General features: G+C 61.1%; 13 protein-coding genes, 1 tRNA gene and 1 pseudogene. 10 read left to right on the top strand and 5 right to left on the bottom strand.

Annotated features, from left to right (window positions below; translation table 11 throughout):
- Positions 1–38 precede the first annotated feature (38 nt).
- Positions 39–770, top strand: coding sequence for a ribonuclease HI family protein (locus AWB64_RS12030; RefSeq protein WP_063493198.1), 732 nt, complete (start codon positions 39–41; stop codon positions 768–770).
- On the opposite strand, the pseudogene AWB64_RS12025 reads toward AWB64_RS12030, so the two are convergent.
- Positions 710–1,449: pseudogene (locus AWB64_RS12025) on the bottom strand (SDR family oxidoreductase). The gene AWB64_RS12030 and the pseudogene AWB64_RS12025 sit on opposite strands and share 61 nt — an antisense overlap.
- Positions 1,450–1,772: 323 nt before the next feature.
- Here AWB64_RS12025 and AWB64_RS12020 point away from each other — a divergent pair.
- Both AWB64_RS12020 and AWB64_RS12015 read left to right on the top strand, forming a co-directional pair.
- Positions 1,773–3,305, top strand: a complete 1,533-nt coding sequence (locus AWB64_RS12020) for a peptide MFS transporter (RefSeq protein WP_060819105.1) — start codon at positions 1,773–1,775, stop codon at positions 3,303–3,305.
- A 78-nt stretch (positions 3,306–3,383) separates the two neighbouring features.
- Positions 3,384–3,460, top strand: a tRNA-Met gene (locus AWB64_RS12015).
- A gap of 328 nt (positions 3,461–3,788) precedes the next feature.
- Here the strand turns inward: AWB64_RS12015 and rpsU are convergent.
- The 4 genes from rpsU to AWB64_RS11995 all read right to left on the bottom strand — a co-directional run bounded on the left by rpsU (position 3,789) and on the right by AWB64_RS11995 (position 5,710).
- Positions 3,789–4,001, bottom strand: a complete 213-nt coding sequence (gene rpsU, locus AWB64_RS12010) for a 30S ribosomal protein S21 (protein WP_006999077.1) — start codon at positions 3,999–4,001, stop codon at positions 3,789–3,791.
- A 199-nt stretch (positions 4,002–4,200) separates the two neighbouring features.
- Positions 4,201–4,533 carry a 2Fe-2S iron-sulfur cluster-binding protein gene (locus AWB64_RS12005; protein ID WP_060819103.1) on the bottom strand — a complete coding sequence of 111 codons (333 nt, stop codon included), beginning with the start codon at positions 4,531–4,533 and terminating at the stop codon, positions 4,201–4,203.
- Positions 4,530–5,123, bottom strand: a complete 594-nt coding sequence (locus AWB64_RS12000; protein WP_060819101.1) for an IMPACT family protein — start codon at positions 5,121–5,123, stop codon at positions 4,530–4,532. The genes AWB64_RS12005 and AWB64_RS12000 overlap by 4 nt, the downstream gene beginning before the upstream one ends.
- Before the next feature lie 41 nt (positions 5,124–5,164).
- Positions 5,165–5,710, bottom strand: coding sequence for a GNAT family N-acetyltransferase (locus tag AWB64_RS11995; protein ID WP_060819099.1), 546 nt, complete (start codon positions 5,708–5,710; stop codon positions 5,165–5,167).
- A 467-nt stretch (positions 5,711–6,177) separates the two neighbouring features.
- Here AWB64_RS11995 and AWB64_RS11990 point away from each other — a divergent pair, with 467 nt between their 5' ends.
- From AWB64_RS11990 to astA, 7 genes are all read left to right on the top strand, one after another.
- A complete protein-coding gene (locus tag AWB64_RS11990) occupies positions 6,178–7,068 on the top strand; it encodes an EAL domain-containing protein (RefSeq protein ID WP_374728616.1) in 891 nt (296 codons plus the stop codon).
- Positions 7,069–7,128: 60 nt separating this feature from the next.
- A complete protein-coding gene (locus tag AWB64_RS11985) occupies positions 7,129–7,554 on the top strand; it encodes a hypothetical protein (protein WP_244164040.1) in 426 nt (141 codons plus the stop codon).
- 137 nt (positions 7,555–7,691) lie between these two features.
- A complete protein-coding gene (locus tag AWB64_RS11980) occupies positions 7,692–8,507 on the top strand; it encodes an ABC transporter ATP-binding protein (protein ID WP_060819268.1) in 816 nt (271 codons plus the stop codon).
- A gap of 64 nt (positions 8,508–8,571) precedes the next feature.
- Positions 8,572–9,489, top strand: a complete 918-nt coding sequence (locus tag AWB64_RS11975) for a GlxA family transcriptional regulator (RefSeq protein WP_082850459.1) — start codon at positions 8,572–8,574, stop codon at positions 9,487–9,489.
- Between the two features lie 106 nt (positions 9,490–9,595).
- On the top strand, positions 9,596–10,807 hold the full coding sequence (locus AWB64_RS11970; protein ID WP_060819095.1) for an aspartate aminotransferase family protein: 1,212 nt from the start codon (positions 9,596–9,598) through the stop codon (positions 10,805–10,807).
- A 44-nt stretch (positions 10,808–10,851) separates the two neighbouring features.
- Positions 10,852–11,907, top strand: coding sequence for an arginine/ornithine succinyltransferase subunit alpha (gene aruF, locus AWB64_RS11965; RefSeq protein ID WP_060819094.1), 1,056 nt, complete (start codon positions 10,852–10,854; stop codon positions 11,905–11,907).
- Positions 11,904–12,953 (top strand): arginine N-succinyltransferase, encoded by a 1,050-nt coding sequence (astA, locus tag AWB64_RS11960; protein WP_060819092.1) that lies wholly within the window; start codon positions 11,904–11,906, stop codon positions 12,951–12,953. The genes aruF and astA overlap by 4 nt, the downstream gene beginning before the upstream one ends.
- Positions 12,954–12,962: the final 9 nt, after the last annotated feature.

The following is a 12,962-nucleotide window of genomic DNA, read 5'->3' as shown; positions in this document are numbered from 1 at the left end:
CTTGTTAAGCTCGGCGTTCGGCCACTTTGCTCCCCGATATGTTCGAGTTCGACGAGTTGTTCCAGATTGCCTATAAACGCGAGCGCGCGGCGAGCCGCCGTCTGGCGAAGCTCACGGCGCTCGGCGAGCACGCCGCGCTTACGCAGACATTGAAAAAGTCGGCGGGCGCTTTGCCGCTTGCCGAACTCGTGAAGGCGCGGCGTCTCGAACAAGCGGCGGCGCTTCGGGCCGCGCAGCGCCGGCGTGAAGACCGCGCAGCCGCACGCGCCGCACGGAGCCCAAAACCCGCACCCCGCGATGCCATGGCGTGGCATGCATGGTTCGACGGCTCGGCGCATCCGAATCCCGGCAAGATTGGAATTGGCGGAGTGCTCGAAAGTCCCATAGGCGATGTCGTGAAGATCAGCGCCCTCGCCGGTCACGGCGATAGCTGCAAGGCCGAATATCTTGCGCTTATTGCGGTGCTTCAGGCGGCGTTATCGCGGCAACCGGCGCCCGCGAAACTCGTGATTCATGGCGACAGCCAGGTCGTGATAGAAGACGTGCTGCGCGACGCAGCCGCGAGCGCGCCCGCGCTCAGTTCATACGCAGAAGAAGCGCGGGCTTTGATTGCACAACTCGCCGACGTCCGCCTTCAATGGATACCGCGCGCCCGCAATACAGCCGCGGATGCGCTGTCGCAAGACGCCATTCGTGGCGCCATGGGCGATCACTTGAATTCGCGCACGTCCGTCACGGGCGTTTCGCCGAACGCATCGCTTAACGCATAGTCGAGCACCTTTCGCGCGGCGTCGGCGGGAGTGGATAGTTGGCCGCTGCGCTTGAGTTCATCGAATTTTTCGCGCAACGGAAAAGCATCCAGACCCATGCCGCGAATCTCGGCTTGCATGTCCGTATCGATAACACCCGGCGCCACGCTGCCAATGCGCAACGCGCGGTTATGATCCAAGGACGCTGCGCGCGCGTGGTGATCGAGTGCTGCTTTCGTCGCGCAGTAGATGCTCCAGCCCGGGTAGGCATTGCGCGCCGCGCCGCTTGAAACGTGCACGATTCGGCGGTCCAACGCTGTCGTGCTGTCGTGCTGGCGGCTGCGACGGCTGCCGACAACATCAACGGCGCGGCGACGTTCAGGCTCACCGAGCGGCCGATCGCGCCAATATCCTGTATCTCGATCGGACCCACTGGCTGCAGCATGCCTGCGTTATTGATCAGCACCACGGTATGCGCGCCCTCCACGAACCGCTTCAATGCACCCGTTCCAATCCACGTTTCTACCGCGGAGGTAATGGCGAGATCGAGTTCCACTTCCTGCAATAGACCGGAAGCATGCGCAGCGCTGCGAGTACGCGAGATTCCCAGCACGGCAATGCCGCGCCCGAGCAGATTGTCCGCGAGCGCCGCGCCAAGACCGCGCGTGTGGCCGGTGAGAAGCGCCTTGATGATGTTCATGTAAATGCAGTCCGTTCAGTAAAAGTCGAGCGAACAAGTTATCACGAGTTTTAAACGTCCACAGCGCACTTAGCAGCAAGCGAAACAGTGCAACGCCACCACGCTATCGCTCAACCTGTTGACGATAGTCAAGCGTCCTGCATTTCGATCGTCGTCTCAAAAAGTTGAACGCTGTATGTGCAAGGCTTTGCGACACATTTACCGATCGCACTGGGATAATCGCGGCTCGCCATAAATCGGACTCCTGCATGAATGAACGGGAGGAGATGTTCTCCGGGTTGCCGGTTCATATGCAGCGTTAATAAACCTAATCGAGATTCATCATGACTTCACACTCGTCCGGCACGTCGCAGACGCGCTCGTTTACGACCGTTTTCCTGATCGAGATGTGGGAGCGTTTCGGCTATTACGGCATGGCCGCGTTGCTGGTTTTGTTCATGATCGACAAGCTCGGTTTCGCCGACGAACACGCGAACCTCACATGGGGCGCGTTCACGGCGCTCGTTTTTTCCGCGCCGGCAATAGGCGGGTGGATTGGCGACAAGGTGCTCGGCGCGCGGCGCACGATGATCTTTGGCGCGTGCGTGCTGGCGTCGGGCTATCTCATGCTTGCGATTCCGTTCGAATCGCTGGGATATATGTATGCGGCCCTCGGCGTGATCGTGGTCGGCAACGGCTTGTTCAAGGCGAACGCGGCGAATCTCGTGCGGCGCATCTACGAAGGCGATGACGCGCGCCTCGACAGCGCATTCACCATCTACTACATGGCGGTGAATATCGGCTCGACCATTTCGATGCTCGCCACGCCCTGGATCAAGGATCATTGGGGCTGGCACGTCGCCTTCGCCGTGTGTTTCGCGGGCATGGTGCTTGGCTTGATCAACTTCGCGCTGATGCGCCGGACGGTGGCGCGCATCGGCTCCGCGCCCGACGACAAACCCATGCACTGGCGCCATTTCGGCGCAGTGGTTGCGGGCTCCGTTGCGCTTGGCGTGGCGACGGTATTCGTGTTGCAGAACGAAAGTGTTGCGGCGGTCTGCGTGTACGCGGCGGGCGCCGCCATTCTCGTCATCTTCGGCTGGATGCTGATGAAGTGTGGCCGCAGCGAACGGGCAGGATTGCTTGCCGCCTTGATCCTCACATTGCAGGTCATTCTCTTTTTCATCTTCTACCAGCAGATGTCGACGTCGCTGACCTTGTTCGCGCTGCGCAACGTGGACCCGTCATTCACGTTATTCAACATGACGCTGTTTTCGTGGAGCGCGGCGCAATTCCAGGCGCTCAATCCGCTCTGGATCATGCTGCTGAGTCCGTTCCTCGCGATTGGCTATACGCGGCTTGCAAAGAAGGGCCACGATCTGCCCATCGCGGCCAAGTACGCGATGGGTTTCATTGTCGTGGCGCTGGGCTTCTTCGTGTTTTCGTTCAGCGGCCGGTACGCAGTCGAGGGCCGCGTGTCTTCGTGGTTCATGGTCGTTGGCTACGGGCTGTATTCGCTCGGCGAGTTGCTGGTCTCGGGCCTCGGCCTCGCGATGATCGCCCACTACGTTCCCGTGCGCATGAGTGGCTTCATGATGGGCGCGTATTACGTGGCTACGGGCGTGTCGCAGTATCTCGGCAGCGTGGTTGCGAACCTTGCGCGCATGCCATCGGGAGATCTGGGTCCGCTGCAATCGCTGCCGCTTTATACATCGCTCTTCTTCGGTCTTGGCTGGGTAGCGGCGGGTGGGGCGGCAGTGGCTATTGTCTTGTTGCCGCTGTTGAATCGCCTCTCACGCGAACATCGCCGATGCGTCGATGCCGCGCGAAATGGAACCGACCCTTATGCGGCATCTACGCCGGGCTCAACGCCATAGGTTCGATGCTTCACGAGAGAGTTGCACTATTCGTCGATTAGGTTTGACCGCAGATGCCCGTCCCGCTATAATCTTTTTCGCGGGGTGGAGCAGTCTGGCAGCTCGTCGGGCTCATAACCCGAAGGTCGTAGGTTCAAATCCTACCCCCGCAACCAAGGATTCAAACGCATAAAGCCCGGTCTATCCGGGCTTTATGCGTTTACGGCTGAGCGCTACATGATTGCTTGCTTGCTTGCTCGCATGCGCATTTCACGTTCGTTGGACCAATGCCAAAAACCCGCATGATGAATACATCGTGCAGGCATTCACAATCTGGATTTGCGCGGCTGACAGTGCAGGCGATAAACACAACCCACTATTGCGCGACTTATAGACCGACTTGCTTCGTCACTGAATTTGTGCCCGAGCCGACGCCCGGATCTGTACCTGGACGAATATCTTCAGGCAACGCACAGTTCGCATGGCCCGTGAGCCATACAACCATCAATAGAATTTCTTCGGCAACTGTGCACGGCGGATTTGCTTGCGCAGACGAGCAACGGCAGCGGCTTTCTTGCGCTTCCTCTCGGTGGTCGGCTTTTCATAAGCCATACGCGACTTCAGTTCCTGAATCAGGCCGGTACGTTCGACAGTGCGACGAAAACGGCGCATGGCGACGTCGAAAGGCTCGTTCTCTTTCAACAATACTTTAGTCATTGATATCTCAGTTAATCTGGCCCTGCCAGAAAATTAATCGAAACGCAATTGTACACTTTTTGACGCCTTGATTGCAGGCGGCTCAACAATCGGGCGCTTCGGGGCAGCCGCGAACGTCATCGTAGGTCTTTGATAAAAGACAACAATCCCGGATTACCCGGGTCTTTCAGCAACGTCGCGCTTCTGTGTTTGAGCCGCGTTAGAAGCCACGACCGCGACCGGGTTTGAGTTCGGCAAGAGGAGGAATTTCCTCGAAATCCGCTTCAATTTCCACATTCGACGCCGGTATCGCCACGCACGGCAAGATCCAGCCTTCGGCTTTTTCTTCGGTGGTTAAGCCCGGCCATTCGATCTTGTAGCGCACCTCGCCGTTTTTCAATTGGCACAGGCACGCCCGGCACGTGCCGTTGCGGCATGAACTCGGCAAACGCAACCCGGCGAGCGACGCGGCTTCCAGTATGGTTGTTCCATCGGTCGACGGAAAATCCTGGTTCGAAGGCAGCAGGGTGATGGTGAATGACCGCGCACTCATGGCGCTTTCACAATGACCGCGCGCCCGTGTGTCAGGTCGCGGATGGTATCGGCGGCGGTGTCGCGCTGAGCGAGCGGCATCTGGATCGACAGGCTCACCGTCATGCCGTAGCCAGGCTCGGCGAGCGCGTGGCCCTCCTGCTCGATCCATCGGCGGATGCGGGCTTCGTCCGAGTAATCGACTTCCACCTCCAGCAGCCCGAGCGCCACGCGTTCAATGCGCTCGGCGCGCTGCATCGCGGTCGCGATGGCGTCCGTGTACGCACGCACGAGCCCGCCCGCGCCGAGCTTGATGCCGCCGTAGTAGCGCACGACGGCGGCCAGCACACCATCCACTTCGTGATGGCGCAGGACTTCCAGGATCGGCCGGCCGGCGGTGCCGGAGGGTTCGCCGTCATCTGACATGCCGGATTCGCCGCCCGCGAGCAACGCCCAGCACACGTGCGTGGCGGCGGGGTGCCGGGTGCGCAGCGCGTCGAGTTCGAGCATCGCGGCAGCGCGATCGGCAACCGGCAGCGCCACGGCGATAAAGCGGCTCTTGCGGATATCGATTTCAGCAGTGACGGCGGCGGCAAGCGTGTAAGTAGGCAAGTAAAGCTCTGGCTGAAAAATGGACTGCTTTTGATCTGTTTCTACCGCGGCGGCAGCAACGCCTTGTCTTCGCCCAATGGACGTTGCATGAGCACGGTATCGACCCATTGGCCGTGCTTGTAGCCCACCCGGCGAAATACGCCCACGTGTTCGAATCCGAGCCGTGCGTGCAGCGCAATCGACCCGGCGTTGCCGCTGTTGCCGACCACGGCCACCATCTGCCGCCACGGGCCGGCCTCGCATCGTTCGATCAGCGCGCTCAGTAGCGCGAGACCCAGTCCGCGGCCGCCATGACCATCGGCGATATAAACCGAATCCTCAATCGTATGCCGGTAAGCCGAGCGCGGCCTGTAAGCCGTTGCATACGTGTAGCCGACCACTTCACCGTCCGCCTGCGCCACCAGATAAGGCAGGCCAGCGTTCGTGATGGATGCGTGCCGCGCGCGCATCTCGTTCTCGTCGGGCGGCACTTCCTCGAAGGTAGCGAGCGCATGCAGCACGTAGTGCGCATAGATGCGTGTGATCGTGTGGAAATCAGCTGCGGTTGCGTCGCGGATGGTAACTGCGCGGGCTTCGTCCAGTGCCATTGAGTATCTCTTGAGTTGAGCGTGAAAGCGTCGCGCACAGGCGATGGAAACAATCGGATGAGTTCAAGACCTGCCCGATTTTCTCACGACTCCCGGCCTTATCCGCCATTTACCAGACGTCTCCCGCACATGCCTCGCAAAACTACTGAGCCGGCGTGCGCCAGCCCACCAATGGGCGCATTTCGTCACCGTGCAAGCATTGAAGGGATGCACGCGCCGCCGCTACACTGGGTCGCTCGCCGGTCTGTCGGCGGTCTGTCGGCGGGTGTCCGGCCGTGCAATGAACCTGCTTGGCGTGCGGGCAATGGAAGAAATGACACGAACGCGGGAAAAGCTTGAACAGTGGGCACGACTGTTCATCCCGTGGCCGGCAAGACGCTTCTGGCGCGCATCGCGTCCGACATATAAGAACCAGGAAGAACCCGGATGTACACAAGAGGCATGACGTCCATGAAGAAGCGCGCACGATGAGCACCTTCAAATTCGCCGGCGGCGCCGCACGTCTGCGCGCCCGTCCCTGGAACTGGCTGTTCGCGGGACTGGCGGGCGGCCTCGCTGTTTCGGCATGGCTAGGTCTCCTGATGGTCCGGCGCCTTTCGCCGCTCGGGCAGCTCAGCGACGCCGTGCGCCGGCATCAGTTCATTGTTGCGTATCAGCCTATTGTGGATCTCGAGACGCGGCGCTGCGTGGGCGCGGAAGCGCTCGTGCGCTGGAAGCAGAACAACCGCGTGGTGCGTCCCGACCACTTCATTCCGCTCGCGGAACATCGCGGTCTGATCCAGGCGATCACGGACCAGGTGTTCGACACCATCCTGTTCGAACTCGGCGAGTTTTTGCAGCGGTATCGCGAGATGTATGTATCGATCAACCTGAGCGCGCCCGATCTCGTCACGCGGCGTTTCCTGGATCGCCTGACGCCGGCGCTGGCCGAAGCCGGCATCTCGCCGCAGCAGATCCGGATCGAGGCGACCGAGCGCTGTTTTCTCGACGCCGATGCCGCCAAGGAAGTCATCCAGGCGTTTCGCGATGCCGGGCATCCGGTGTATATAGACGACTTCGGGACGGGGTATTCCAGTCTCTCGCACCTGCAGAATTTTCAGGTCGATGTGCTGAAAATAGACAAGTCCTTCGTCGATACCGTCGGCCAGGACGCGGCGTCGAGCAGCGTGGCGTCGCATATTGTGGACATGGCGCAGACGCTTGGCGTGCAGGTCGTGGCCGAGGGAATCGAGCACGAAGAGCAGGCGTGTTATCTGCACGCTCGCGGCGCTCAATTCGGTCAGGGTTGGCTTTTTTCCGAACCGCTGTCCGCGCCGGATTTTATTCGCTATGTAGGGCGGGCTCTGGTGACGGTGTAGGCTTGGGGCATTGCGCTGCTGCTTGCGCGTCCGCTTGCGTCCATTTCCGGAACCTCGCCCATGCCTACAAGAATGACCGACTCCGTAGCAACCGCCTTCCTGAAGGATGTGCGCCATCCGTTACTGGCGCTGCACCGCGCGCTGCTCGACGAACTGCGCACCCGGCATGAAGCCGAGTTCGGCGCGGTTTCGCCGGGCGAATTTCTCCAGATCGTGATCAACGGCAGCGCCTTCAAATGGCTCGGACCGCTTTCCACGCTCATTGCGGCGCTTGACGACGTGCTCGACGACACCGACGCCACGCCTGACGCGCGCGTCGATATTGCGCACGCCGTGACATCGATGTTCGGCGCCCGCGAGCGCAACGCCGCCTTCGACGTCCAATATCTGCCCTTGTTGCAAAGCAGTCCGGAAATAGCGCTCGCCAACGGCCGCGTGGCCCAGCACGTGCGCGCCGTCCTGCCCAGCGAGCCTGAAACAGACTGACGAATGCGACGTGCAGCCGGCCCGCGCGTCAGCCGAGGGCGTTTGTCCCAATGCCGGAGCCGCGGCGGGTTTCGGTAGAATCCGCAGCCATGATCGAAACGATCGGACCTTCAGACTCATCCTCCGGGGAGAATGTGTTGGACACATCCGCACAAACCGCAGCATCGGCCGCCGCGCACAACGCCGCGCCCAAACTCGTCGCGCGCGACATCCATAAGCGTTTCGGCGACAACGAAGTGCTCAAGGGCGTCTCTCTCGCCGCCAACGCCGGCGACGTGATCAGCATCATCGGTTCGAGCGGTTCGGGCAAAAGTACGTTCCTGCGATGCATCAATTTCCTCGAACGGCCGAACGCGGGTGACATCATCGTGGACGGCGAGCCGGTGCGCACCAAAACAGATAGCCGGGGAAATCTCGAAGTCGCCGACCACAAGCAGCTTCAGCGCGTGCGCACGAAACTCGCGATGGTGTTCCAGCACTTCAACTTGTGGGCGCACATGACATCGATTGAAAACGTCATGGAAGCGCCCATGCATGTGCTTGGGTTATCGAAGAAAGAAGCCAGCGAACGCGCGCGGGAATGTCTCGAGAAAGTCGGGCTCGCGCCGAAGGTGGAAAAGCAGTATCCGTCGCATTTGTCGGGCGGCCAGCAGCAGCGCGTAGCGATCGCGCGCGCGCTTGCCATGCATCCGGACGTGATGCTCTTCGACGAACCCACTTCCGCGCTCGATCCAGAACTGGTCGGCGAAGTGCTGAAGGTGATGCAGAAGCTGGCGGAAGAAGGCCGCACCATGATCGTGGTCACGCATGAGATGGGCTTCGCGCGCAACGTATCGAATCATGTGATGTTTCTGCATCAGGGCCGCACGGAAGAAGAAGGCGCGCCCGCCGACGTCCTGAGCCGGCCGACCAGCGAACGGTTGCGGCAATTCCTCTCCGGCAGCCTCAAGTAACGTGCTGGACGGAGCCGGGCCGCAGCCGTTGCGGGTGGCCATTGCGGCCATTGCCCCGTGTTCCATGAGCGGTGCCGGGCCGGTCATCGACACGTTGCGGCTTGCAAATGAAATCGATGGCAATGCGCTTTATGCGTGGCAGGTCCTGTCGCCCGATGGACGCGACGTGGCGCTTGGCGGCGGCGCGTGGCTGAAGGCGCAGGCTGCATTTGGCGCTGACACCGAATGCGACTGGCTGATCGTGCTCGGCGAGGGGTTTCAGGCGCTTGGCGGCCAGCGTGCGTTTCTCCAGGCGCTCGCGCGCGTCGCGGCGGCCACGCCGCTTGTGAGCGGCATTCATCATGGCGTGTGGTGGCTCGCTTCGGCAGGCTTGCTCGATGGTCATCGCGTGGCCGTGAACTGGGACATCGCGCAGCAGTTCACCGAGCAGTTCGAGCACTGCATTGTTTCGCAGCAGATTTTCGAAACTGGCCGGGACCGCGCCACGTGTTGCGGCGGCCAGGCCACGGCCGATTTCATGCTCAACATGATCGCGCGCCACCATAGCCGTGAACTCGCGGAGCGGATTGCCGACGCGCTGGGCATGCCGGTGTTGCGTTCCGGCGATGAACGCCAGCGCATTCCTTACGTTACCGCGCCGGGCGAACGTCATCCGCGTTTGAACGATGCGTTGCAACTGATGGAAGCAAATATAGAAGAGCCGCTTGCCACGGACGAAATCGCCGCGCTTTCCGGCATTTCGCGGCGGCAGTTGGAGCGCCTGTTCAAGCAATATCTTGGCGCGATGCCCGCGAAGTATTACCTCAATCTCCGGCTGATCAAAGCGCGTACCCAACTGCAAAGAAGCAGCCAGTCGGTGGTGCAGATCAGTCTGGCGTGCGGGTTTGCGTCGGCGGCGCATTTTTCCAATGCTTACCGTGAAAAGTTTGGCGTCACGCCGCGAGAGGAACGGCGGAACTGGATCGAAAGAAACGCCGGTTGACCGGGCGCCGTTTTGTACGTGGAATCGTGTCGCGTTCACGCAAGACGCAAGCGCTGCCGCAGGCTACGATCGGTCGAATCAGCATATCCCGCCCAAGGAGTGATTCATGATCGACCAGAATGTGACACGCGGTACTTTCGATGAAGTAATGGTGCCCTTGTTCGCCCCGGCGAATTTCGTGCCCGATCGCGGACTCGGTTCGCGTGTCTGGGACACCGAAGGCCGCGATTACATCGATTTCGCAGGTGGTATCGCGGTGACGGCGCTGGGTCACGCGCATCCCGAACTGCTCAAGGTTCTTCACGATCAAGGCCAGAAACTCTGGCATATCGGCAACGGCTACACCAACGAACCCGTGCTGCGCCTCGCCACGCGTCTCACGGACATTACCTTCGCCGATCGCGCGTTCTTCGCCAACTCCGGCGCCGAAGCGAACGAAGCCGCGCTGAAACTCGCACGCCGTTACGCCATCGACAACAGCGGCCCGCAGAAAGTCGAAATCATCTCCTTTACGCAGTCGTTTCATGGACGCACGCTCTTCACAGTCAGCGTCGGCGGCCAGCCAAAATACGCCGAAGGCTTCGGCCCGACGCCGCAAGGCATCACGCATCTCCCGTACAACGACCTTGCGGCGGCTCGCGCGGCTATCGGCCCGCAAACTTGCGCCGTGATTGTCGAGCCGGTTCAAGGCGAGGGCGGCGTGATACCCGCCGATCCCGCGTTCCTTCAAGGTCTTCGGGAAGCCTGCGATCAACATGGCGCACTGCTGATTTTTGATGAGGTACAAACGGGCGTGGGCCGCACCGGCACGTTCTACGCGTACATGGGCTACGGCGTGACGCCGGACATCCTGACGACCGCGAAGGCGCTCGGCAACGGTTTTCCAATCGGCGCCATGCTCACTACGACCAGGATCGCCGCGCATTTCAAGGTCGGCGTGCACGGCACCACGTATGGCGGCAATCCGCTCGGCGCAGCGATCGCGGACAAGGTGGTGGAGCTGATCAGCAATCCCGCACTGCTCGAAGGCGTGCAGCAGCGCAGCGACGCCATCAAGGCGCACCTGAAGCGTATCGATGAACGTTTTTCGGTATTCAAGGAAATCCGTGGCAAGGGTCTTTTGATTGGCGCCGAACTCGCCGATGCCTACAAGGACCGCGCGAAGGACGTGCTGACCGCGGCCGCGAAACAGGGCGTCATCATGTTGATCGCGGGCCCGAACGTGCTGCGTTTCGCGCCGTCGCTGATCATGCCGATGGCCGATCTCGATGAAGGTTTTGCCCGCATCGAAAAAGCTGTCGCTGACGTGGCGCGGTGAAGGTGCGCGCTTCCTCGGCCTCTTTCAACCCAATGGAATCGCCGATGCTAATCGTCCGCCCCGCAACACTCGCCGACCTGGACTCGCTCGAGCGCATGGCCCACGCCGCGCACCCGGTGCTGCATTCGCTGCCGCGGGACCGCGGCGTGCTTGCGACGCGCGTTGCACTCTCCGAAGATTCGTTTCGCGCCGACGTTGAGTTTCCAGGCGAGGAGTTTTATCTGTTCGTGCTCGAAGACACGTCGACGGGCGCGTTGCTTGGTACGTCGAGCATCGTGGCGTCGGCGGGATACTCGGAGCCGTTCTACGCGTTTCGCAACGATGCGCTGATCCACGCATCGCGCGAACTCAAGGTGAACCGCAAGATCCACGCGCTCACCATGTCGCATGAACTCACCGGCAAGAGCCGCCTGACGGGCTTCTTTATCGATCCGTCGATACGCGAATTCACGCACGACGCCGCCGCGCATCTGCTTTCGCGTGCCCGCATGATGTACGTGGCCGCCAATCGCAAGCGCTTCTCCGACGACGTCTTCTCGCTGATGCTCGGCGTGACGGATGACGCCGGCGTGTCGCCATTCTGGGAAGCCGTAGGGCGGAAGTTCTTTGGCCGTGACTTCGAGCAGGTCGAGTTGGAATCGGGCGGGCGTAGCCGTACGTTCATCGCGGAAGTGATGCCGAGTTATCCGCTGTATGTCCCGCTGTTGCCGCCCGAAGCGCAGCGCGTCCTGGGCGAGCCCGACGACGGCGCCTTGCTTGCCTATGACATCCATCTTGAGGAAGGCTTCGAGCCGGATCGTTTCGTGGATATCTTCGACGCCGGTCCCGTGCTGACCGTCGCGGTGGAACGCAGTGCGTCGGTGCTCGCAAATGAGGTGCGCACGGTGAGCGGTTCTTCGGACAGAGCGCCGCTTTCCAGTACGCCCTATCTGGTCGCCGCAGGCGGCGCGCACGCGTTCCGCTGTGCGTTGGTCAATCTGTCGGCGGCGCGCGCGGAAGGTGCGCCGCTATCGGCCGATTTGCGTGAGGCGCTCGGCGTGAAAGAGTCCGGCACGATGCGCTGCGTGCCGCTTCATCAAGCTTCGGGAGAGTTGCAATGATCGTTGTCCGCTGCGTGCAGCCCGCAGACGTGGATGCGCTGGTCGCGCTCGCGCACGAAACCGGACCGGGACTCACCACGTTCAAGCCGGATCGCGATGCGCTGAGCGCGCGCGTCGAACGCGCAAGACGCACGCTCGCCAATGAAGCCGAGCCCTACGAAGCCGGATATCTGTTCGCAATGGAAGACACGGCTACAGGCGATATTGCGGGCGTGTGCGGCATAGAAACGGAAGTGGGACTTGAGCAGCCGTTCTATAACTATCGTGTTTCGACGGTGGTTCATGCGAGCCGGGACCTGGGCGTATGGACCAAGATGTCGTTGCTCAATATCTCGCATGACCTGACCGGTTATGCGGAAGTCTGTTCGTTATTCCTGAGCCCGCGATACAGAACGGCAGGCGTTGGCGGTTTGTTGTCGCGTTCGCGCTTCATGTTCATTGCGCAATTTCGCGAGCGTTTTCCGGAGCGTTTGTGCGCTGAACTGCGCGGCCATTTCGATGAAAACGGCGTCTCGCCATTCTGGCAAGCGGTCGGCTCGCATTTCTACCAGATCGATTTCAATGCCGCCGACTATCTCAGCTCGCACGGCAAGAAGTCGTTCCTGGCCGAGCTGATGCCGCGCTATCCCGTCTATCTCGCGATGCTGCCCGAAGACGCGCAAGCGGCGGTCGGCCTCACGCATCGCGACACCATGCCGGCGCGCAAGATGCTCGAAACGGAAGGGCTGCGCTACGAGAATCACGTCGATATCTTCGATGCCGGTCCGGTGCTCGAATGCCACACGGCGGACTTGCGCACGGTGCGTGAAAGCGTGCTTGTGACGGTGCGTGTTGGCGAACGCGCCACGAACAATGAGGTGCGCAGTCTGGTATCGAATACATCGCTCGATGATTTCCGATGCGGCGCCACCTTCGGCATGCCCGAGGACGGATCGTTCTTGCTGACCGAAGAAGAGGCTGCGGCGCTGCGCGTGAAAGCGGGCGATACGGTGCGCGTGCTGGTATCGAATCCGGCATCGCAGGCGCGCTCGAAGAACGCAAATTAAGGACATGAA

The organism is Caballeronia sordidicola, from assembly GCF_001544455.2.
Taxonomy (GTDB): Bacteria; Pseudomonadota; Gammaproteobacteria; order Burkholderiales; family Burkholderiaceae; genus Caballeronia; species Caballeronia sordidicola.
This window is presented reverse-complemented; position numbering and strand designations above follow the sequence as displayed.